Here is an 18,609-nt window from a genome sequence, read left to right on the forward strand (position 1 = left end):
GACGCCGGGGGGCGGATCAGGCGGTGACGCCCGCCGGTGACGGCTCGTCCCGCACCCCCACCATCGTCTCCTCCGCCAGCCAGTCCACCACCCGCCGCAAAGCCTCGTCCTCGCTGGCGCCATCGGCGAGCGCCGCCTGGAAGATCTCAATCTGCCGGTGCGCGCTGGTGCCGCGCCTGAGGATATCGCGCGCCCGCCCGACCTCGGCGGTGCATCCGAAATGCTCGGCATCTTCGCGGGTCAGGTCGATGATCTCATCCAGCAGGTCGGCATAGGGCACGATGCGGCCCTGCCCGAAATCGACCAGCCCGCTGTCCAGCCCATAGCGCTGGGCGCGCCAGCGGTTTTCCTCGATCAGCAGGTTCTTGTAGGGCCTCCAGGTGACGTTGCGCAGCTTCAGCCGCCACAGCATGCGCAGCAGGCAGCGATACAGCGCCGCCACCGTCACCGCATCGTCCAGCCGGGTGCAGATGTCGGTGATGCGCATCTCCAGCGTCGGGAAGCGCGAGGACGGGCGGATGTCCCACCACAGCTTGCTGGCATCCTCGATCACCCCGGCATTCACCAGCACCGCGACGTGGCTCTGGTACTCGCCATAGCTCTGGAAGCCGGCGGGCATGCCGGTGCGCGGCAGCTCGTGCCAGACGCTGAGCCGGTAGGAGCGGCGCTCCATGTCGCGCCCGCGCCAGAAGGGCGAGGAGGTCGACAGCGCCAGCAGGTGCGGCAGGAAATAGCGGACCTGATTCATCAGATCGATGCGCAGGTCGTCATCCTCGATCCCGACATGGACATGCATGCCGCAGATCATCAGCCGGCGGGCCGGCGCACCGAGGTCGCGGGCCAGCATGTTGTAGCGGTCGCGGTTGGTGTGCTTCTGCGGCTCCCACGCGGCGAAGGGATGGGTGGAGGCGGCGATGGGCGCCAGCCCGTAGCGGTCGGCCACCCCGGCCACCGTGCCGCGCAGTGCAGCCAGCTCGGCCCGCGCCTCGTCCAGCGTCTTGCAGACCGGCGTTCCCACCTCGATCTGGCAGCGCAGGAATTCCGGATGGATGCGGCCGGGCGCCTGTTCCTGGCAGGCTTCCAGCATCTCGTCCGGCGGGCTGGGCACGATGTCGCGCGTGCCGCGGTCGACCAGCAGATATTCCTCTTCCAGGCCGAGGGTGAAGGACGGTTCGGTCACGGTGCTTTCCATGCGGTGTCAGGCCCGGGGATAATGGTGGACGACCGTCAGCGACGGCAGGGAGAGCAGAGGTTCCAGCGCATCGCCGATCACCTGCGCCCAGAGATCGGCGCCCTCCGGCGTGGCGATCAGATCCTGCCGCACCTCAAGCAGGACATTGGGGTAGCCGGCGGGGGTCGCATGGGTCTCCACCGTGCCGCCCAGCGTGCCGCGGCCGGAATAGGGCTGGTTGTCGCCGACGCACCAGCGGTTGTCGGCCTTCAGCGCCTCGATCAGCGGCACCGGCAGGCGCGGATCGTTGTCCCACAGCACGCCGATGTGCCAGGGCCGCGCCACCCCGCGCATCGCCGGGGTGAAGCTGTGCACCGAAACCAGCACCGGCACCTGCCCGCGGGCGCGGATCGAGGCCACCGCAGCCGCGACCGCGGCGTGGTAGGGCTTGAACAGCGCCTCAACCCGCTGCGCCTGTGCCTCGGCGTCGAGCGCACGGTTGCCGGGGATCACCACATCGTCGCTGACCACCGGGATGGCGGTCGGATCATCCAGAGCCCGGTTCGGATCGATCACCAGCCGGGAGAATCCGGAAAGCACCGCGGTGGCGCCGAACCGCTCCGCCAGCCGCCGCGTCACCTCGGCAGCGCCGATGTCGTAGGCGATGTGGCGGCAGAGCTGCTCCTCCGGCAGACCGAGGTCGCCCAGCGACCGCGGAACCGCGCGCGATGCGTGGTCGCACAGCAGCAGCAGCGGTCCCCCGGCATCCGGGTTCAGCGTTGTCGCCGGCGGCGGATCGTCGGGGCCCAGCAGCGGAGGGAGACTGCGCGGCGCCGGTGCGGGCGCGGTGACGGGCTGGCGATGTTCGGAGGGTGATGTGGCCATATGCCACACTAACGCAACCGCCACGCCGGGCGGAAGCGCGGCCGATGGTGGTAGCTCGAACGGCAAGCTGGTAGGCTGTCCTTCCCTCTCCGCGCGAACCCACCCGGAAGACGACCCGCATGCTTCGCCTGCTTTCCCTCTGCCTTGCCGTGATGGCGCTGCTCAGCGCTTGCGGACCCGTTTATGAGACGCAGTACAGCCTCGTCCCGCCAAGCTCGGCCGAAGGTCGGCTCTGCGTCAACCAATGCCAGCAGAACCGCAACTATTGCCGGCAGAATTGCGGCATGTCGCAACAGGCCTGCGTGAACGAGGCACGGTCGCGCGCCCTCTACGAATATCAGGCCTACGTCAACCGCCAGCAGGCGGAGAAGAAGCCGATCAAGAAGTCGGTCGGCGATTTCGACCGCTCCTACTCCTGCGGCAACAGCAGCTGCGAAGCGCGCTGCGAATCCGACTATCGCGACTGCTTCGGCGGAAGCTGCGGCGGACAGGTGGTCGCCAAACGCGTCTGCACCGCCTTCTGCGACCAGGAAAAGCCGGCGCCCGTCGCACCGATGCTGAGCCCGGTGCCGCCGGGCGGCGTCCAGGCGCCGATGATGCAGGCACCGACGGGGGCCGCTCCGATGTCCAACAACGGTGGCTATGCCGCCGGTTCGTCGCTGTGCCAGCCCGGCATGCGGGTGTCGGTGGAATGGAAGGGCGACTGGTATCCGGCCACCGTCAAGGACCATCCCCGCAAGGACGGCCGCTGCCCGGTCCACTATGACGATTTCGGCTCGGAAGACGACGAGTCGGTCGCACTGCGCCGCATCCGTCCGCGCTGATCCACCGTTTCCCGGCCACTGTTTCCCCGGCCGCCGCCGGCAGCCTCCGGGAGAGTCCCGGAGGCGCACGGCAGCCATGACTTGCGTCCCGCTGGCCCGGTAACCGGGCGGCCGTTATAAGCGGTCCATGCCAGACGCCAGTGCCTTCCCAGCCGATCATGCGTACCGGACCCAGCGCATCGCCCTGATCGCGCTGCTGGTCGGCGCCTTGGGCATCGCCTTTGCCCCCATCTTCGTCCGGCTGTCGGAGGTCGGACCGGTCGCCACCGGCTTCTGGCGGACCGCGTTGGCGATGCCGGCACTGGGGCTATGGATGGCTGCCGAGTCGCGGCAACGGGACGGGCGTTCCAGCCGCCGCCCCTCCTCGGTCTCCGACTATGCCCGCCTGTCGTTGGCCGGCCTGTTCTTCGCCGGCGACCTCGCGATCTGGCACACCTCGATTCGCTACACCTCGGTCGCCAACTCCACGCTGCTGGCGAACTTCGCCCCGCTCTACGTGGCGCCGGCCGCCTGGTTCCTGTTCAAGGAGCGGATCACCCGCCGCTTCGTCATGGGCATGCTGCTGGCGCTGGCCGGCGCCATCGTGCTGATGGGCGAGAGCTTCCAACTCGATGCCGACCATCTGTTCGGCGATGGGCTGGCCCTGCTCACCGCCGCCTTCTATGCCGGCTACATCCTGTCGGTCGGGCGGCTGCGCGCGGAATTCTCCACCGCCACCATCATGACCTGGAGCGGCGCGATATCCGCCTTGGTGCTGTTGCCGATCGGCCTGTATGACGGCGAAGCGATGCTGCCGGCGAGCGCGTCCGGCTGGGCCGTTCTGGCCGGCCTCGCCCTGTTCAGCCATGCCTGCGGCCAGAGCCTGATCGCCTACGCCCTGGCGCATCTGCCGGCGTCCTTCTCGTCGGTCAGCCTGCTGCTTCAACCGGCGGCGGCGGCCATCCTCGCCTGGATTCTCCTGAGCGAGCCGCTGGGCCCCTTGCAGGCACTGGGTGCCGCGGTGATCCTCGTGGGCATTCTACTCGCCCGTCCCGGCGGCCGCTGACGCCCAGGTCCGGGCAGTTGCCCATTGCCATCGCCGCCATAGTTTTCCATCCCGTGGGCAAGGCGCCGCAGCACGGCGGTCGGGCATTGACCGCACCCGCCGGGACCGCTACCGGTATGACCATTCAGCAATGAACCGCCTTCCGACCAAAGGGGAACAACCCGTGCCCGGCACCGACGACAGCGTTCACGTCCCCTCCTCTTCCCAGCGCATTTCGGAATGGGTGGCCCAACAGCTCCTCGACCGCATTGCGCGTGGCGAGCTGGTGCCGGGGGAACGTCTGCCGGGCGAGCGTCAGCTGGCGGAACAGCTGCATGTCAGCCGGGTCTCCGTCCGCGCTGCGCTGCAGAAGCTGAAGACGCAGGGCTTCCTGACCGCAGTCCAGGGCGGTGGCACCCGTGTCGTGTCATCGGCCGGCATGATGGACGGCGCGCTGACGGCGATGGTGCGCAGCACCCACCAGAACCTGTGCGACCTCGTCGAAATCCGCATGGCGCTGGAGAGCTGGGCCGCCCGCCGTGCCGCGGAACGCGCGACACCGGAGCAGATCGACACCATCGGCCGCATCCTGGCGGCGATGAGCGAGACCAACCGCGACGGCGGACGTGCGGCGGATGACATGGACTTCCATGTCGCGGTCGCCCAGGCGTCCGGCAGCCCGGTCTACCTCCATCTGCTGTCGACCATCCGCGACATCCTCGGCAACATGGTCGAGATGAAGCACACCGAGCCCTTCATGGAAAACCATGAGTCGCTGATGATCGAGCATCACCGCGCCATCCATCAGGCACTCGTCCGCCGTGACCCGGACGGCGCCGCGAGCGCCGTCACCGCCCATCTCGGCTGGATCCTGGCGCGCTACCGCACGATGTCCGACCATTCCACCGGCGGCACCGACAGCGCGACCGACGCCTCCCCTTCGCCCAGCGCCGGCTGAAGCCGGCGGCCCGACAACAAGCCGGCAAAAAGAAAAGGCCGCAGCCATCCCGAAAGAGGCTGCGGCCTTGTCCTATTCGAACGGTAACGACCCTCAGCTGGCGAGGATCGCCCCGATCTGTTTGGTAACCTCATCGATGTCGGCCATGCCGTCCACCACATTCAGAACGCCGCGGCCCTGGTAATAGGGCAGGATCGGCGCAGTCTGCTGGTGGTACTGGCCCAGGCGGGTGGTCACCGTCTCCGCATTGTCGTCGGCGCGCCGCTTGAACTCGGTGCTGCCGCAGACATCGCAGACGCCCTCGACCTTCGGCTTTTCGAAGCTGTCGTGATAGCCCTTGCCGCACTTGGCGCAGGTGTAACGGCCGGTGATGCGGTCCACCAGCACGTCGTCGACCACCCGCATCTCGATCACGTGATCGAGCTTCAGGCCCTTCTCGTCCAGCATCCGATCCAGCGCCTCGGCCTGAGCGACCGTGCGCGGGAACCCGTCGAGGATGAAGCCGTTCTTCACGTCGGGCTTCGAAATGCGTTCGGCGATCATGCTAACCATCAACTCGTCCGGCATCAGCTTGCCGGCGGCCATGATCTCCTTCGCCTGCTGCCCGAGCGGCCCGCCTTCCGCCACCATGGCGCGGAGCATGTCGCCGGTCGACAACTGCACCAGACCACGAGTGTCTTCCAGACGGCGCGCCTGGGTCCCCTTCCCGGCGCCCGGCGGACCGAGCAGTATGAGGTTCATTACTTTCTCCCCCGAAGCTTCGATTTCTTGATCAATCCCTCATACTGGTGGGCCAGCAGGTGGGAATGAATCTGCGCAACCGTGTCCATCGTGACGGTGACCACGATCAGCAGGCTGGTGCCGCCAAAATAAAACGGAACCGAGTGCTGGGATATCAGGATTTCGGGGAGGAGACAAACCGCCACAAGGTAGGCGGAGCCGATGACCGTCAGCCGCGTCAGCACATAGTCGATGTGGTCGGCGGTGTTCTTGCCCGGACGGATGCCGGGGATGAAGCCGCCATACTTACGCAGGTTGTCGGCCGTCTCCGTCGGATTGAAGACGATGGCGGTGTAGAAGAAGCAGAAAAACACGATCAGCGAGGCGTAAAGCAGCATATAGAGCGGCGTGCCGTGCGCGACGTAGCGCGACACCGCCTGCAGCCACTCCGGCCCTTCGCCGCCGGCGAAGCCGACCGCGGTCAGCGGCAGCAGCAGCAGCGACGAGGCGAAGATCGGCGGAATGACGCCGGCCGTGTTCATCTTCAGCGGCAGGTGCGACGCTTCGCCGCCGAACACCCGGTTGCCGACCTGACGCTTCGGGTACTGCACCAGCAGACGGCGCTGGGCGCGTTCCATGAAGACGATGAAGAACACAACGCCGACCGCCATCACCAGCATCAGGATGATGAAGACGGTGGACAGCGCGCCCTGGCGGCCGAGTTCCAGCGTGTTGACCAGCGCGCGCGGCAGTTCCGCGACGATGCCGGCGAAGATGATCAGCGAAGTGCCGTTGCCGATGCCGCGGGCGGTGATCTGCTCGCCCAGCCACATCAGGAACATGGTGCCGCCGACCAGCGTGATGACCGTGGCGATGCGGAAGAACAGGCCGGGGTCGATGACCGCCGCACCGGTGGAACCGCGCATCGACTCAAGCCCGACCGCGAGACCGTAGGCCTGGACGGTGGCGAGAACGACGGTGCCGAATCGGGTGTACTGGTTCAGCTTCTTGCGCCCGGCCTCGCCTTCCTTCTTCATGGCCTCCATCTGCGGCGACACGGCGGTCAGCAACTGCACGATGATGGAAGCCGAGATGTACGGCATGATGTTGAGCGCGAAGATGGTCATGCGGTGGAGCGCACCGCCGGCCAGCATGTCGAACATCCCGAGGATGCCGCTGCCCTGCTGCTTGAAAACGTCCTGCAGGATGTGCGGATCGATGCCCGGAATCGGGATGTAGGTGCCCAGCCGATAGACGATCAGGGCCGCCAAGGTGAACCAAATCCGCTTTTTCAGCTCGGTCGCCTTGGAGAAAGCCCCGAAATTGATGTTGGCGGCAAGCTGCTCGGCCGCTGATGCCATGGTCCAATCCCTGTCCCGTAAGCGCGAACAGGGCGGCACTGCATGACGCAGGCCGCCCCTCGCGACTTCGCTTTTTGTAGTGCCCCGAAAGCCCGCGCGCAAGCACGGGCTTGTCGTGGAACTTTACTCGGCGGCTTCGGCGGCGGTAGCGGTCAGCGTGACGCTGCCACCCGCCTTCTCGACGGCTTCGATCGCCGACTTGGACGCGCCGGCGACCGTGAAGGAAACCTTCGCGGTCAGCTCGCCCTTACCCAGCAGACGGACACCGTCCTTCTTCACCTTGCCGGTGACGCCGGCGGCGTTGAGCGCCGCGGCATCGATGGTCTCGGCGGCGTTCAGCTTGCCCAGGTCGATGGCCTTTTGGACCATGCCCAGGTTAACCACCGAGTATTCCTTGGCGAAGATGTTCCGGAAACCGCGCTTCGGCAGGCGGCGGTGCAGAGGCATCTGCCCGCCTTCGAAGCCGTTGATCGCCACACCGGTGCGCGAGGTCTGACCCTTCACGCCGCGGCCAGCGGTCTTGCCCTTGCCCGAACCGATACCGCGACCGACGCGCATGCGCGCCTTGCGGGCACCGGCGTTGTCACGCAGGTCATTAAGCTTGGTCATGATCTCAGCCCTCGTTCTCGACGCGGACCAGGTGCGCGACCTTGGCGATCATGCCCCGCACGGCCGGAGTGTCCTCCAGCTCGCGGGTCCGGTGCAGCTTGTTGAGACCCAGACCGACCAGCGTTTCGCGCTGGTCGTGCTTGCGGCCGATCGGGCTGCCGATCTGGGTCACGACGACGGTCTTCTTCTCGCTCATGATCAGGCCTCCTGACCGGCGCCGGCCTCGCGACGACCGAGGATGTCGCTCACGCGACGACCACGGCGCGCCGCGACGGACCGCGGGCTGGTGACCTGGGTCAGGGCGTCGAAGGTCGCCTTGATCATGTTGTGCGGGTTCGACGTGCCGATCGACTTGGTCACGACGTCAGCGACGCCGAGAGCTTCGAAGATCGCGCGCATCGGACCACCGGCGATGATGCCGGTACCGGCCGGAGCGGCCCGCAGCACAACCTTGCCGGCACCGAAGTGGCCGTTGGTGTCATGATGCAGCGTACGGCCTTCGCGCAGCGGGACGCGGATCATGCCGCGCTTGGCCTGATCGGTCGCCTTGCGAATGGCTTCCGGGACCTCGCGGGCCTTGCCCGAGCCGACGCCGACACGACCCTTGCCATCGCCAACGACGACCAGAGCGGCGAAGCCGAAGCGACGACCACCCTTGACCACCTTGGCAACGCGGTTAATGCCGACGAGCTTTTCGATCAGCTCGCTTTCTTCCCGCTCGCGCGGCTGCCGGTCGCGGTTGTCCCGCTCCCCACGTTCACGTGCCATATCCGGGCCTCCTTAGAACGACAGCCCGCCCTCACGGGCGGCGTCGGCCAGGGCCTTGACCCGGCCATGGTAAATGTAACCACCGCGGTCGAACACGACCTCGGTAATCCCAGCGGCCTTGGCGCGCTCGGCGATCAGCTCGCCGATGCGCTTGGCAGCATCGACGTTGCCGCCGTGCTTGAGCTGCTCGCGCAGCTCCTTCTCGAGCGACGAGGCCGACGCGAGCGTCTGGCCGTTCACGTCGTCGATGATCTGGGCGTAGATGTGCAGATTGGACCGGAAGACCGAGAGGCGAACACGCCCGCCGGCCTTCTTGGCAATCTGCGCGCGCACGCGCTGCTTGCGGCGCTCGTGGAGTTGCTTTGGCTTCAGCATGGCGGTTACTTCTTCTTACCTTCCTTGCGCAGGACGGTTTCGGTCTCGTACTTGATGCCCTTGCCCTTGTAGGGCTCCGGCTTCTTCCAACCACGGATCTCGGCGGCGACCTGGCCGACCTTGTGCTTGTCGTAGCCGCTGACCGAGATGGCCGTCGGCTTGTCACACTTGATCGTGATGCCTTCCGGGATCGGGTACTTCACGTCGTGCGAGAAGCCGAGCTGGAGAACCAGCTCCTTGCCCTGCACGGCCGCGCGGTAGCCGACGCCGTTGATTTCCAGGTTGATCGTGTAGCCCTGGCTGACACCGGTGACCATGTTGTTGATCAGGGTGCGCGAGGTCGCCCACATGACGCGGGCGCGCTTGCTGTCGTTTGCCGGCTTCACCACCACCTTGCCGTCTTCCAGCGAGGCGGTGATGTCGTCGATCAGGGTCATGCTGAGTTGCCCCAGCTTGCCCTTGGCCGTGACCTGCTGACCGTCGACCTTTACGTCGACGCCAGCCGGGACCGGCACGGGATGCTTGCCAATGCGCGACATCTGCCAATCCCCCTTAGAACACGCGGCAGAGGACTTCACCGCCAACGTTGGCGGAGCGGGCCTCATTGTCCGACATCACGCCGCGCGGGGTCGACAGGATCGACAGACCGAGCCCGTTGTAGACACGGGGCAGGTCGGCGATCTTCGAGTAGACGCGACGGCCGGGCTTCGACACACGGGCGATCTGCTTAATGACAGGCTCGCCTTCGTGGTACTTCAGCTCGATCTTCAGGTTCTTGACGCCCGGACGCAGTTCTTCCTCGGACCAGCCGCGGATGAAGCCTTCACGCTTCAGAACTTCCAGGACGTTGACGCGCAGCTTAGACGCCGGGGAAACCACAACGGACATGCGGGCGTGCTGACCGTTGCGGATGCGGGTCAGCATATCGCCGAGCGGATCGCTCAAAGACATTCTCGGACCCTCCTTACCAGCTCGACTTCGTCATGCCCGGAATCTGGCCGGTCGAGGCCAATTCGCGGAGCGTGACGCGGGACAGCTTGAACTTGCGATAGAACGCGCGCGGACGCCCGGTCATTTCGCAGCGGTTCCGGATGCGCACCTTCGAGGAGTTGCGCGGCAGTTCGGCCAGCTTGAGGCGGGCAGCGAATTGCTCTTCCGGCGGGAGGGCCTTGTCGTTCGCGATTGCCTTCAGGCGCGCACGCTTGTTCGCGTACTGCTTGGCCAGCTTGGCGCGACGCTTGTTCTTTTCGATGGCACTGGTCTTAGCCATGGTCGTGCTCCAGCCTCAGCTCACGAACGGCATGTCGAAGCCCTTCAGGAGAGCCTTGGCTTCCTGATCGGTCTTCGCCGAAGTGACGATGATGATGTCCATGCCGCGGATCTGATCGATCTTGTCGTAATCGATCTCCGGGAAAATGATCTGCTCCTTGACACCCATGGCGTAGTTGCCACGGCCATCAAAGCTGTCACCCGGGATACCGCGGAAGTCACGGACGCGCGGCAACGCAATCGTCACCAGGCGATCCAGGAACTCGTACATGCGGTCGCGACGGAGCGTGACCTTGCAGCCGATCGCCATGCCCTCGCGCAGCTTGAACTGGGCGATCGACTTGCGCGACTTGGTCACCACCGGCCGCTGGCCGGTGATGGCGGCCATCTCGGCCACGGCGAGCTGGATCTTCTTGGAGTCGGCGACAGCCTCGCCGACACCCATGTTGACCACGATCTTCTCGATCCGCGGAACTTCCAGGTCGTTCTTGTAGCCGAATTCCGACTTCAGAGCGGCGCGGATCTTGGAATCGTAAACTTCTTTCAAACGTGCGGTCATGCCCGGGTCCTCACAGGTCAATGACTTCGCCGGACCGCTTGGCGACACGCACCTTGCGGCCATCCTCAAGGATCTTGAAACCGACGCGGGTCGGCTTGCCATCCTTGGGATCGACGTGAGCGAGATTGGAGACGTTGATCGGCGCCTCCATCTCGATGATGCCACCCTGCGAGCGGGCGCTGGCACGCTGGTGCTTCTTCACCACGTTCACGCCCTGCACAACGGCACGGTTCTCCTTGGGGAAAACCTTCAACACCTCGCCGGTCTTGCCTTTGTCGCGGCCGGTCAGGACAACAACCTTGTCCTTGGTCTTGATCTTGGCGGCCATTACAGCACCTCCGGCGCCAGCGAGATGATCTTCATGAACTTCTTGCCGCGCAGCTCGCGAGTGACCGGCCCGAAAATACGGGTGCCGATCGGCTCGCCCTGCTTGTTGATCAGCACGGCGGCATTCCGGTCGAAACGGATCGCCGACCCGTCCTCCCGACGCAGTTCCTTCGCGGTGCGGACGATGACGGCGCGATGCACGTCACCCTTCTTGACGCGGCCCTTCGGAATGGCCTCCTTGACCGAGACGACGATGACGTCGCCCACGGTCGCGACCTTCCGCTTGGACCCGCCAAGCACCTTGATGCACTGCACCCGGCGCGCCCCGCTGTTATCGGCGACTTCCAGGTTGGTTTGCATCTGGATCATTGTTTACGACCTTTCGTTATCACGCGGCGCCGCTGTCGGCGGCGGACTCCGTCACGACCGTCCAACGCTTGGACTTCGAGATCGGGCGGCATTCGATGATCGAAACGGTATCGCCGACCTTGAACAGGTTGCCCTCGTCGTGGGCGGCGTACTTCTTCGACTGACGAATGAACTTCTTGTACACGGGGTGCATGACACGGCGCTCGACAAGAACCGTAACGGTCTTGTCGCACTTGTCGCTGACCACCGTGCCCTGCAGAACGCGGCGAGGCATGGATGATCCCCCTTACTTGCCGGCGTCGGCGGAGCGGGCACGCTCGCCGAGGATGGTCTTGATGCGGGCGATGTCGCGGCGCACCGTGTTCACCCGCGCGGTGTTCTCCAGCTGGCCGGAGGCCCTCTGGAAACGCAGGTTGAACTGTTCCTTCTTGAGCTGGATGAGCTGATCGTTCAGCTCATCCGCGCTCTTCGTACGAATGTCTACGGCCTTCATGCCGCGGTCTCCTCGACACCGCCCAGGCGGGTCACCAGCTTCACCTTGATCGGCAGCTTCGCGGCCGCCAGAGCGAAGGCGGTTTTTGCCACATCTGCCGGCACGCCGTCCAGCTCAAACAGGATGCGGCCCGGCTTCACGCGAGCCGCCCAGTACTCCGGCGAACCCTTACCGGAACCCATGCGGACTTCGGCAGGCTTGGTGGAGACGGGGAGGTCCGGGAAAATGCGGATCCAGACGCGGCCCTGACGCTTCATCGCACGGGTGATCGCGCGGCGGGCCGCTTCGATCTGACGGGCGGTGATGCGCTCCGGCTCCAGGGCCTTGAGGCCGAAAGAGCCGAAGTTCAGGGCGGTACCGCCCTTAGCGTTGCCGTGGATGCGGCCCTTGTGGGCCTTACGGAATTTCGTGCGCTTGGGAGAAAGCATCGCTCGGCCCCTTTACTCGCGTTCGGAGCGCTCGGAGCGCTCGCGACGGTCGCGGCGATCGTGCCGATCACGGCGCGGCTCGCCGTCGGTCGACACCGGCTCGGTACCCATGCGCTTGTCCTGCGCCATCGGGTCGTGAGCCATGACCTCGCCCTTGAACACCCACACCTTGACACCGCAGGTGCCGTAGGTGGTCTTGGCAGTGCCCACACCGTAGTCGATGTCGGCACGCAGGGTGTGCAGCGGAACACGGCCTTCGCGGTACCACTCCATGCGGGCGATTTCCGCACCGCCGAGACGGCCCGAGCAGTTGATCCGGATGCCCTGGGCGCCCAGACGCATGGCGGACTGCACAGCGCGCTTCATGGCGCGACGAAATGCCACACGGCGCTCGAGCTGGCTGGCGATGTTCTCGGCGATGAGGCGAGCGTCGATTTCCGGCTTGCGGATTTCGACGATGTTCAGGCTCACCTCGCTGCCGGTCATCTTCGACAGCTCAAGACGCAGCTTCTCGATGTCCGCGCCCTTCTTGCCGATCACCACGCCCGGACGAGCCGAGTGAATGGTGATGCGGGCCTTCTTGGCCGGACGTTCGATGACGACGCGCGAGCAACCGGCCTGCTGCAGGCGACCCTGCAGATAGCCACGCAGCTTCAGGTCCTGGTGCAGCAGATTGGCGTAGTCGCGCTTGGCGAACCAACGGCTGTCCCAGGTCCGGTTGATGCCGAGGCGCAGCCCGATCGGATTGATTTTCTGACCCATTACTCGGCCCCCTCGGCAACGGCGGCGTCACGCTCGCGGACGATGATCGTCAGGTTGCTGAACAGCTTCTCGACCCGGGCGCCACGACCGCGGGCACGGGCGTGGAAGCGCTTCATCACCAGAGCGCGACCGACCGTCGCCGACGACACGTACAGACGGTCGACGTCGAGCTGGTGGTTGTTCTCGGCGTTCGCGATCGCGGCCTGCAGGACCTTCTTCACTTCGCCGGCGATGCGGCGCTTGGAGAAGGTCAGCTCGGCCACGGCACGGCTGGCATCCATGTTCCGGATGAGCTGGGCGACGAGGTTGAGCTTCCGCGGGCTGGTGCGGATCATCGGATTGCGGGCCAGAGCCTCGTTCTCCGCGATCCGGCTGGGATTGGCAGACTTGCCCATGGCTTACTTCCTCTTCGCCTTCTTGTCCGCCGCGTGGCCATAGAAGGTCCGCGTCGGAGCGAACTCGCCGAACTTGTGACCGATCATGTGCTCGGTAACCAGAACCGGCAGGAACTTGTGGCCGTTGTAGACGCCGAACGTCAGACCGACGAACTGCGGCAGGATGGTCGAACGACGCGACCAGATCTTGATGATCTCGTTGCGGCCCGAAGCCCGGCTCTTGTCCGCCTTCTTCAGCAGATAGCCGTCGACGAACGGGCCCTTCCAAACGGAGCGTGCCATCGTTCGACCTCCTTACTTCGAATGACGGCGGCGCAGGATCAGGCCATCCGTCTTCTTGTTGTGACGAGTCTTCTTGCCCTTGGTCGGCTTGCCCCACGGCGTGACCGGATGACGGCCGCCCGAGGTGCGACCCTCACCACCACCGTGCGGGTGGTCGATCGGGTTCATGGCGACGCCACGGACCGACGGACGCTTGCCCAGCCAGCGGTTGCGACCGGCCTTGCCAAGGTTGGTGTTCATCTGGTCCGGGTTGGACACGGCACCCAGGGTGGCCATGCACTCGCCACGAACCATACGCAGCTCGCCGGACGGCAGCTTCAGCTGGGCGTAGCCGCCGTCGCGGCCGACCAGCTGCAGGTAGGTACCGGCGGAACGAGCCACCTGACCACCCTTGCCGGCCTTCAGCTCGACGTTGTGCACGATCGAACCGACCGGGATGTTCTTCAGCGGCATCGCGTTGCCGGGCTTCACGTCGGTGCGCTCGCCGGAGATCACGGTGTCGCCGACCTTCAGGCGCTGCGGCGCCAGGATGTAGGACAGGGTCCCATCCTGGTACTTGATCAGCGCAATGAAGGCCGTGCGGTTCGGATCGTATTCCAGCCGCTCGACGGTGGCCGGAACGTCGAACTTGCGACGCTTGAAGTCCACCAGACGGTAGGTACGCTTGTGACCGCCACCCATGCGGCGCGCAGTGATGCGGCCGGTGTTGTTGCGGCCACCAGACTTGGTCAGGCCCTCGGTGAGGGTCTTGACCGGCTTGCCCTTCCACAGCTCCGAGCGGTCAACAATGACCAGCTGGCGGAGCGAGGGAGTAATCGGGCGGTATTGCTTCAGAGCCATCGGATCACACTCCCGCTCAGATGCCCGTGGTCACGTCGATCTTGTTACCCTCGGCGAGGGTGACGACGGCCTTCTTAAAGTCCGAGCGACGGCCGATGGTGCCGCGGAACCGCTTGGTCTTGCCCTTGGAAACCAGGGTGTTGACCGCGGTCACCTTGACGTTGAAGAGACCTTCAACGGCGGCCTTGATCTCCGGCTTGGAGGCCGTGAGCGGCACGCGGAACGTGACCTGGTTATGCTCCGACACCAACGTCGACTTCTCGGTGATGACGGGAGCGAGGATCAGGTCGTACATCCGCTCCTGGCTCACCGCAGGTTTCGACTGCTTGCTCATTTCAGGCGAGCCTCCAGTTGCTCGACCGCGTTGCGGGTCAGGACCAGCGTGTCGCGGCGGAGAATGTCGTAGACGTTCGCACCCTGCTCCGGCAGCACGTCGATCAGCGGGATGTTGCGCGAAGCCTTGGCGAAGTTGTCGTCCAGGTTCGAGCCATCGATGATCAGCGCCGAAGTCAGGCCGAGGGTGGCGAGACGGGCCGCCAGTTCCTTGGTCTTGTGCGTCTCGGCGGCCGCGGCCTCCAGGACGATCAGCTTGCCCTCGGCGGCCTTGGCCGACAGGGCGGTCTTGAGCGCCAGCTTGCGGACCTTCTTGGTCAGGTCGTGGGCATGCGAACGCACCACCGGCCCGAAGATGGTCGCACCGCCGCGGAACTGCGGCGAACGGATGGAGCCCTGACGAGCGCGGCCGGTGCCCTTCTGCCCATAGGGCTTCTTGGTCGTGCCGCTGATCTCGCTGATGCCCTTGGTCTTGTGGTTGCCGGAGCGGCGCTTGGCCAGCTGCCAGTTCACCATGCGGGCCAGCAGGTCGTTGCGGGTCGGCAGACCGAACACGGCGTCCGACAGCTCGATCTCGCCGACGGCTTCGTTGTTCAGATTCTTGATCGTGGCCTTCATGGCGCTCACTCCTGCGTCTCGGCCGGGGCTTCCGCCGCCGGAGCAGTCTTGATGCCGGCCGGGAAGGGCAGGCCTTCCGGAGCCTTCTTCTTGACGGCGTCACGGATGCGCAGCCAACCGCCCTCGGCGCCGGGGACGGCACCCTTGAGCAGGATCAGACCACGGGCTTCATCGACGGACACGACCTGAAGGTTCAGGACCGTGACCCGCTCGTCGCCGAGATGACCGGCCATCTTCTTGTTCTTGAAGACCTTGCCGGGATCCTGGCGGTTACCCGTCGAACCGTGCGAGCGGTGCGACACCGACACGCCGTGCGTGGCGCGCAGACCACCGAAGTTCCAGCGCTTCATCGCACCGGCAAAGCCCTTGCCGATGGAGGTGCCGGTGACGTCGACGAACTGGCCGGCGACGAAGTGCGACACCGACAACTCGGCACCGACCTCGATCAGGGCATCGGCATCGACGCGGAACTCGACAAGCTTGCGCTTGGGCTCCACACGCGCCTTGGCGAAATGCCCGCGCTCAGGCTTGTTGACGTTCTTGACCTTGATGGCGCCCGCGCCGAGCTGGACGGCGGTGTAGCCATCCTTTTCCTCGGTGCGAACGGCGACGACCTGGCAGCTGTCGACTTTCAGCACAGTGACCGGAACATGCTGGCCGTCGTCCGTGAAGACGCGGGTCATGCCGACCTTCTGCGCGATCAAACCGGATCGCATTGTTCTTTATCTCCTGACCAGGGACATCCGATTACCGGAGAGGTCCCTTACCAACCAAAATCAGAGCTTGATCTCGACATCGACGCCGGCGGCGAGGTCGAGCTTCATGAGCGCATCCACGGTCTGCGGCGTCGGATCGACGATGTCGAGCAGGCGCTTGTGGGTGCGGATCTCGAACTGCTCGCGCGACTTCTTGTCGATGTGCGGCGAACGGTTCACGGTGAACTTTTCGATGTGCGTCGGCAGGGGGATCGGGCCCCGCACGCGCGCGCCGGTCCGCTTGGCGGTGTTGACGATCTCGCTGGTCGACTGGTCGAGCACGCGATGATCGAACGCCTTCAGACGGATGCGGATGTTCTGGCTGTCCATGTCCAAACGTCCCTTGCACCTTCTAGCGATGACGCGGACGCGTCACCGGAACTCCACGAGCTAGCTTCGGGGCATCGCCGACAGCGCAAGGCCGCGCGCCGAACCACCGAAACGGGGGCCGACGGGCGACGCTGTGACCGATGCGACGGGCCGATACGAAAAAGAACATCCCCTGCGCGGGAAGCGCTGAGGGGATGTTCCGATCAGCAGACGGCGCGCCTCCCGTGGAGGCGCGCCGTGCTGTTCGTCTCGGGCTGCGTCTAGGCCGAAGCTGCCTACCACCAACCCAAAATCCAGAGGGCGTAATCTCTAGGCGTTCAGCGCCCGCGTGTCAATCCTGAATCTCCCCCCGGATCGGAGGAAGCTGGGTTGACAGGCGGACGGCTCCGAACACCGACGCCCGATGGCTAGAACCGGGCGGGCCGCCCTTCCTGCTCGCGCGGGGAAGACGGCCCGTCTCTTACATCCGACGGCGGGATCGCTCCCGCCGCCCTACCCGTCCACCTCCGGCGACCGCCTTGCAGCGGCTGCCGGATGGGTCATCACTCGACGATCTTGGCAACGACGCCGGCGCCGACGGTGCGGCCGCCCTCGCGGATGGCGAAGCGCAGGCCTTCGTCCATGGCGATCGGGGCGATCAGCGTCACTTCCATGGCGACATTGTCGCCCGGCATCACCATCTCGACGCCTTCCGGCAGCGCCACCATGCCCGTCACGTCCGTCGTCCGGAAGTAGAACTGCGGACGGTAGTTCGTGAAGAACGGGGTGTGGCGGCCGCCCTCTTCCTTCGTCAGGATGTAGGCTTCGGCCTTGAACTTGGTGTGCGGGGTGATCGAACCCGGCTTGGCCAGAACCTGGCCGCGCTCGACGTCCTCGCGCTTSGTGCCGCGCAGCAGAGCGCCGATGTTGTCGCCGGCTTGCCCGGAGTCRAGCAGCTTGCGGAACATTTCGACGCCGGTCACCGTCGTCTTSACCGTCGCCTTCAGRCCGACGATCTCGACTTCYTCRCCGACCTTCACGATGCCACGCTCGACACGGCCGGTCACAACCGTGCCRCGGCCCGAGATCGAGAACACGTCTTCGATCGGCATCAGGAACGGACGGTCGACCGGACGCTCCGGCTGCGGGATGTACTCRTCCACCGTCTTCATCAGCGCCAGGACGGCGTCGCGGCCGATCTCCGGCTGACGGTCTTCCAGAGCGCACAGCGCCGAACCCTTGGTGATCGGAATRTCGTCGCCAGGGAACTGGTAGGACGACAGAAGCTCGCGAACTTCCAGCTCGACCAGCTCAAGCAGCTCCGGATCGTCGACCATGTCGACCTTGTTCATGAACACCACCAGCGCCGGAACGCCGACCTGGCGCGCCAGCAGGATGTGCTCGCGGGTCTGCGGCATCGGGCCGTCGGCGGCCGACACGACCAGGATCGCGCCGTCCATCTGGGCGGCRCCCGTGATCATGTTCTTCACGTAGTCGGCGTGGCCCGGGCAGTCGACGTGCGCATAGTGGCGGTTCGACGTCTCGTACTCGACGTGCGCCGTCGAGATCGTGATGCCGCGCGCCTTCTCTTCCGGCGCCTTGTCGATCTGGTCGTAAGCGGTGAAGGTGGCGCCGCCGGACTCCGCCAGCACCTTCGTGATCGCCGCCGTCAGCGACGTCTTGCCGTGGTCGACGTGGCCGATCGTGCCAACGTTGCAGTGCGGCTTGTTCCGCTCAAACTTTGCCTTCGCCATCGCTTTGGTCTTTCGTTCCCGACGTTCCGGACGCACACAATGGCCCGGCCGAGATCGGTTTTCCGTGGCGCACGCGGGATTGGAGCGGGTGAGGGGAATCGAACCCCCGTCGTAAGCTTGGAAGGCTTCTGCTCTACCATTGAGCTACACCCGCAAGCATCCCGCCGGCGCGACCGTCCGGGGCAAACGCGATCACGGACAAGCCGTGGAAAGTAATGGTGGAAGGGGCTGGATTCGAACCAGCGTACGCGTACGCGGGCAGATTTACAGTCTGCTGCCTTTAACCACTCGGCCACCCTTCCAGTCCGCGGCCTGGCGATGCCCGCCGCGGAGTTCGGCAATATGCGAATTTTTCAGGCCTTGTCAACACGGGTTAAGCGGTTCACACCAGAAAAAATTCGGCCGCAGTCCGCTGCGGACC

At 65.5% G+C, this 18,609-nt stretch carries 29 protein-coding genes and 2 tRNA genes; 3 read left to right on the forward strand and 28 right to left on the reverse strand.

Going from position 1 to position 18,609, the window contains the following annotated elements:
* Nucleotides 1–16 precede the first annotated feature (16 nt).
* Nucleotides 17–1,180: a carboxylate-amine ligase gene (locus VH569_RS07050; protein WP_423314721.1), complete on the reverse strand. Its 1,164-nt coding sequence runs from the start codon at nt 1,178–1,180 to the stop codon at nt 17–19.
* A gap of 18 nt (nt 1,181–1,198) precedes the next feature.
* A complete protein-coding gene (locus VH569_RS07055) occupies nt 1,199–2,056 on the reverse strand; it encodes an N-formylglutamate amidohydrolase (RefSeq protein ID WP_423314722.1) in 858 nt (285 codons plus the stop codon).
* A 119-nt stretch (nt 2,057–2,175) separates the two neighbouring features.
* On the opposite strand from VH569_RS07055, the gene VH569_RS07060 reads away from it, so the two are divergent.
* From VH569_RS07060 to VH569_RS07070, 3 genes are all read left to right on the forward strand, one after another.
* The gene (locus VH569_RS07060; RefSeq protein WP_423314723.1) at nt 2,176–2,880 is read left to right on the forward strand and encodes a hypothetical protein; all 705 of its coding nucleotides are present in this window, start codon (nt 2,176–2,178) and stop codon (nt 2,878–2,880) included.
* Nucleotides 2,881–3,007: 127 nt separating this feature from the next.
* Entirely contained in the window at nt 3,008–3,925 is a 918-nt protein-coding gene (locus VH569_RS07065; RefSeq protein ID WP_423314724.1) for a DMT family transporter, read from the forward strand.
* A gap of 163 nt (nt 3,926–4,088) precedes the next feature.
* Nucleotides 4,089–4,862, forward strand: a complete 774-nt coding sequence (locus tag VH569_RS07070; protein ID WP_423314725.1) for a FadR/GntR family transcriptional regulator — start codon at nt 4,089–4,091, stop codon at nt 4,860–4,862.
* A 93-nt stretch (nt 4,863–4,955) separates the two neighbouring features.
* Here the strand turns inward: VH569_RS07070 and VH569_RS07075 are convergent, their stop codons facing one another.
* The 26 genes from VH569_RS07075 to VH569_RS07200 all read right to left on the reverse strand — a co-directional run bounded on the left by VH569_RS07075 (nt 4,956) and on the right by VH569_RS07200 (nt 18,490).
* Complete coding sequence (locus tag VH569_RS07075; RefSeq protein ID WP_423314726.1) at nt 4,956–5,603, reverse strand: adenylate kinase; 648 nt, start codon at nt 5,601–5,603, stop codon at nt 4,956–4,958.
* The gene (secY, locus tag VH569_RS07080; protein ID WP_098740484.1) at nt 5,603–6,943 is read right to left on the reverse strand and encodes a preprotein translocase subunit SecY; all 1,341 of its coding nucleotides are present in this window, start codon (nt 6,941–6,943) and stop codon (nt 5,603–5,605) included. The genes VH569_RS07075 and secY overlap by 1 nt, the downstream gene beginning before the upstream one ends.
* Before the next feature lie 123 nt (nt 6,944–7,066).
* Nucleotides 7,067–7,552, reverse strand: coding sequence for a 50S ribosomal protein L15 (gene rplO, locus VH569_RS07085; RefSeq protein ID WP_098740485.1), 486 nt, complete (start codon nt 7,550–7,552; stop codon nt 7,067–7,069).
* A gap of 4 nt (nt 7,553–7,556) precedes the next feature.
* A complete protein-coding gene (rpmD, locus tag VH569_RS07090) occupies nt 7,557–7,748 on the reverse strand; it encodes a 50S ribosomal protein L30 (protein ID WP_042694084.1) in 192 nt (63 codons plus the stop codon).
* Between the two features lie 2 nt (nt 7,749–7,750).
* Complete coding sequence (gene rpsE / locus VH569_RS07095; protein WP_014246902.1) at nt 7,751–8,320, reverse strand: 30S ribosomal protein S5; 570 nt, start codon at nt 8,318–8,320, stop codon at nt 7,751–7,753.
* A gap of 12 nt (nt 8,321–8,332) precedes the next feature.
* Complete coding sequence (rplR, locus tag VH569_RS07100) at nt 8,333–8,695, reverse strand: 50S ribosomal protein L18 (RefSeq protein ID WP_098740487.1); 363 nt, start codon at nt 8,693–8,695, stop codon at nt 8,333–8,335.
* A 5-nt stretch (nt 8,696–8,700) separates the two neighbouring features.
* Nucleotides 8,701–9,234, reverse strand: coding sequence for a 50S ribosomal protein L6 (gene rplF / locus VH569_RS07105; protein ID WP_109154399.1), 534 nt, complete (start codon nt 9,232–9,234; stop codon nt 8,701–8,703).
* 13 nt (nt 9,235–9,247) lie between these two features.
* Complete coding sequence (gene rpsH / locus VH569_RS07110; RefSeq protein ID WP_085088120.1) at nt 9,248–9,646, reverse strand: 30S ribosomal protein S8; 399 nt, start codon at nt 9,644–9,646, stop codon at nt 9,248–9,250.
* A 13-nt stretch (nt 9,647–9,659) separates the two neighbouring features.
* On the reverse strand, nt 9,660–9,965 hold the full coding sequence (rpsN, locus tag VH569_RS07115; RefSeq protein ID WP_098740488.1) for a 30S ribosomal protein S14: 306 nt from the start codon (nt 9,963–9,965) through the stop codon (nt 9,660–9,662).
* 15 nt (nt 9,966–9,980) lie between these two features.
* Entirely contained in the window at nt 9,981–10,523 is a 543-nt protein-coding gene (gene rplE / locus VH569_RS07120; protein ID WP_098740489.1) for a 50S ribosomal protein L5, read from the reverse strand.
* Nucleotides 10,524–10,533: 10 nt separating this feature from the next.
* Entirely contained in the window at nt 10,534–10,851 is a 318-nt protein-coding gene (gene rplX, locus VH569_RS07125; protein WP_014246896.1) for a 50S ribosomal protein L24, read from the reverse strand.
* Nucleotides 10,851–11,219: a 50S ribosomal protein L14 gene (rplN, locus tag VH569_RS07130; RefSeq protein ID WP_012973215.1), complete on the reverse strand. Its 369-nt coding sequence runs from the start codon at nt 11,217–11,219 to the stop codon at nt 10,851–10,853. Before rplN ends, rplX begins: the two co-directional genes overlap by 1 nt.
* Before the next feature lie 19 nt (nt 11,220–11,238).
* Nucleotides 11,239–11,493 (reverse strand): 30S ribosomal protein S17, encoded by a 255-nt coding sequence (gene rpsQ / locus VH569_RS07135; protein ID WP_014246895.1) that lies wholly within the window; start codon nt 11,491–11,493, stop codon nt 11,239–11,241.
* A 12-nt stretch (nt 11,494–11,505) separates the two neighbouring features.
* On the reverse strand, nt 11,506–11,712 hold the full coding sequence (gene rpmC, locus VH569_RS07140; RefSeq protein WP_098740490.1) for a 50S ribosomal protein L29: 207 nt from the start codon (nt 11,710–11,712) through the stop codon (nt 11,506–11,508).
* Nucleotides 11,709–12,140: a 50S ribosomal protein L16 gene (gene rplP / locus VH569_RS07145; protein WP_014246894.1), complete on the reverse strand. Its 432-nt coding sequence runs from the start codon at nt 12,138–12,140 to the stop codon at nt 11,709–11,711. The genes rpmC and rplP overlap by 4 nt, the downstream gene beginning before the upstream one ends.
* 12 nt (nt 12,141–12,152) lie before the next feature.
* Entirely contained in the window at nt 12,153–12,902 is a 750-nt protein-coding gene (rpsC, locus tag VH569_RS07150; RefSeq protein WP_098740491.1) for a 30S ribosomal protein S3, read from the reverse strand.
* Nucleotides 12,902–13,297 (reverse strand): 50S ribosomal protein L22, encoded by a 396-nt coding sequence (rplV, locus tag VH569_RS07155; protein WP_014246892.1) that lies wholly within the window; start codon nt 13,295–13,297, stop codon nt 12,902–12,904. Before rplV ends, rpsC begins: the two co-directional genes overlap by 1 nt.
* A 3-nt stretch (nt 13,298–13,300) precedes the next feature.
* Entirely contained in the window at nt 13,301–13,579 is a 279-nt protein-coding gene (gene rpsS / locus VH569_RS07160; protein ID WP_012973209.1) for a 30S ribosomal protein S19, read from the reverse strand.
* Nucleotides 13,580–13,591: 12 nt separating this feature from the next.
* The gene (rplB, locus tag VH569_RS07165) at nt 13,592–14,419 is read right to left on the reverse strand and encodes a 50S ribosomal protein L2 (RefSeq protein WP_098740492.1); all 828 of its coding nucleotides are present in this window, start codon (nt 14,417–14,419) and stop codon (nt 13,592–13,594) included.
* Nucleotides 14,420–14,435: 16 nt separating this feature from the next.
* A complete protein-coding gene (locus VH569_RS07170) occupies nt 14,436–14,753 on the reverse strand; it encodes a 50S ribosomal protein L23 (RefSeq protein ID WP_012973207.1) in 318 nt (105 codons plus the stop codon).
* Nucleotides 14,750–15,370: a 50S ribosomal protein L4 gene (rplD, locus tag VH569_RS07175; protein WP_098740493.1), complete on the reverse strand. Its 621-nt coding sequence runs from the start codon at nt 15,368–15,370 to the stop codon at nt 14,750–14,752. The genes VH569_RS07170 and rplD overlap by 4 nt, the downstream gene beginning before the upstream one ends.
* Before the next feature lie 5 nt (nt 15,371–15,375).
* On the reverse strand, nt 15,376–16,086 hold the full coding sequence (gene rplC / locus VH569_RS07180) for a 50S ribosomal protein L3 (RefSeq protein ID WP_098740494.1): 711 nt from the start codon (nt 16,084–16,086) through the stop codon (nt 15,376–15,378).
* Between the two features lie 60 nt (nt 16,087–16,146).
* Nucleotides 16,147–16,455: a 30S ribosomal protein S10 gene (gene rpsJ / locus VH569_RS07185; RefSeq protein WP_012973204.1), complete on the reverse strand. Its 309-nt coding sequence runs from the start codon at nt 16,453–16,455 to the stop codon at nt 16,147–16,149.
* A gap of 542 nt (nt 16,456–16,997) precedes the next feature.
* Complete coding sequence (gene tuf / locus VH569_RS07190) at nt 16,998–18,188, reverse strand: elongation factor Tu (RefSeq protein ID WP_109051341.1); 1,191 nt, start codon at nt 18,186–18,188, stop codon at nt 16,998–17,000.
* A gap of 80 nt (nt 18,189–18,268) precedes the next feature.
* Nucleotides 18,269–18,342, reverse strand: a tRNA-Gly gene (locus VH569_RS07195).
* 62 nt (nt 18,343–18,404) lie between these two features.
* Nucleotides 18,405–18,490 (reverse strand) — tRNA-Tyr (locus VH569_RS07200).
* Between the last annotated feature and the right edge of the window lie 119 nt (nt 18,491–18,609).

This window comes from Azospirillum sp. 11R-A (assembly GCF_049472615.1).
Taxonomy (GTDB): domain Bacteria; phylum Pseudomonadota; class Alphaproteobacteria; order Azospirillales; family Azospirillaceae; genus Azospirillum; species Azospirillum palustre.

Bases quoted from the DNA above. Each gene is read 5' to 3' on its own strand.
- rplB (WP_098740492.1), bottom strand. From the start codon at position 14,419: ATGGCTCTGAAGCAATACCGCCCGATTACTCCCTCGCTCCGCCAGCTG.
- rplP (WP_014246894.1), bottom strand. From the start codon at position 12,140: ATGCTTTCTCCCAAGCGCACGAAATTCCGTAAGGCCCACAAGGGCCGC.
- rpsQ (WP_014246895.1), bottom strand. From the start codon at position 11,493: ATGCCTCGCCGCGTTCTGCAGGGCACGGTGGTCAGCGACAAGTGCGAC.
- rplN (WP_012973215.1), bottom strand. From the start codon at position 11,219: ATGATCCAGATGCAAACCAACCTGGAAGTCGCCGATAACAGCGGGGCG.
- rpsH (WP_085088120.1), bottom strand. From the start codon at position 9,646: ATGTCTTTGAGCGATCCGCTCGGCGATATGCTGACCCGCATCCGCAAC.
- rplV (WP_014246892.1), bottom strand. From the start codon at position 13,297: ATGGGCAAGTCTGCCAATCCCAGCCGGATCGCGGAGAACGAGGCTCTG.
- rplF (WP_109154399.1), bottom strand. From the start codon at position 9,234: ATGTCGCGCATTGGCAAGCATCCCGTGCCGGTCCCGGCTGGCGTCGAC.
- rpmC (WP_098740490.1), bottom strand. From the start codon at position 11,712: ATGAAGGCCGTAGACATTCGTACGAAGAGCGCGGATGAGCTGAACGAT.
- rpsE (WP_014246902.1), bottom strand. From the start codon at position 8,320: ATGGCACGTGAACGTGGGGAGCGGGACAACCGCGACCGGCAGCCGCGC.
- rpmD (WP_042694084.1), bottom strand. From the start codon at position 7,748: ATGAGCGAGAAGAAGACCGTCGTCGTGACCCAGATCGGCAGCCCGATC.
- VH569_RS07055 (WP_423314722.1), bottom strand. From the start codon at position 2,056: ATGGCCACATCACCCTCCGAACATCGCCAGCCCGTCACCGCGCCCGCA.
- VH569_RS07065 (WP_423314724.1), top strand. From the start codon at position 3,008: ATGCCAGACGCCAGTGCCTTCCCAGCCGATCATGCGTACCGGACCCAG.
- rpsC (WP_098740491.1), bottom strand. From the start codon at position 12,902: ATGGGTCAGAAAATCAATCCGATCGGGCTGCGCCTCGGCATCAACCGG.
- rplC (WP_098740494.1), bottom strand. From the start codon at position 16,086: ATGCGATCCGGTTTGATCGCGCAGAAGGTCGGCATGACCCGCGTCTTC.
- VH569_RS07060 (WP_423314723.1), top strand. From the start codon at position 2,176: ATGCTTCGCCTGCTTTCCCTCTGCCTTGCCGTGATGGCGCTGCTCAGC.
- VH569_RS07170 (WP_012973207.1), bottom strand. From the start codon at position 14,753: ATGAGCAAGCAGTCGAAACCTGCGGTGAGCCAGGAGCGGATGTACGAC.
- rplR (WP_098740487.1), bottom strand. From the start codon at position 8,695: ATGCTGAAGCCAAAGCAACTCCACGAGCGCCGCAAGCAGCGCGTGCGC.
- rpsN (WP_098740488.1), bottom strand. From the start codon at position 9,965: ATGGCTAAGACCAGTGCCATCGAAAAGAACAAGCGTCGCGCCAAGCTG.
- secY (WP_098740484.1), bottom strand. From the start codon at position 6,943: ATGGCATCAGCGGCCGAGCAGCTTGCCGCCAACATCAATTTCGGGGCT.
- rplO (WP_098740485.1), bottom strand. From the start codon at position 7,552: ATGACCAAGCTTAATGACCTGCGTGACAACGCCGGTGCCCGCAAGGCG.
- rplE (WP_098740489.1), bottom strand. From the start codon at position 10,523: ATGACCGCACGTTTGAAAGAAGTTTACGATTCCAAGATCCGCGCCGCT.
- rplD (WP_098740493.1), bottom strand. From the start codon at position 15,370: ATGAAGGCCACGATCAAGAATCTGAACAACGAAGCCGTCGGCGAGATC.
- VH569_RS07075 (WP_423314726.1), bottom strand. From the start codon at position 5,603: ATGAACCTCATACTGCTCGGTCCGCCGGGCGCCGGGAAGGGGACCCAG.
- rpsS (WP_012973209.1), bottom strand. From the start codon at position 13,579: ATGGCACGCTCCGTTTGGAAGGGCCCGTTCGTCGACGGCTATCTGCTG.
- rplX (WP_014246896.1), bottom strand. From the start codon at position 10,851: ATGGCCGCCAAGATCAAGACCAAGGACAAGGTTGTTGTCCTGACCGGC.
- rpsJ (WP_012973204.1), bottom strand. From the start codon at position 16,455: ATGGACAGCCAGAACATCCGCATCCGTCTGAAGGCGTTCGATCATCGC.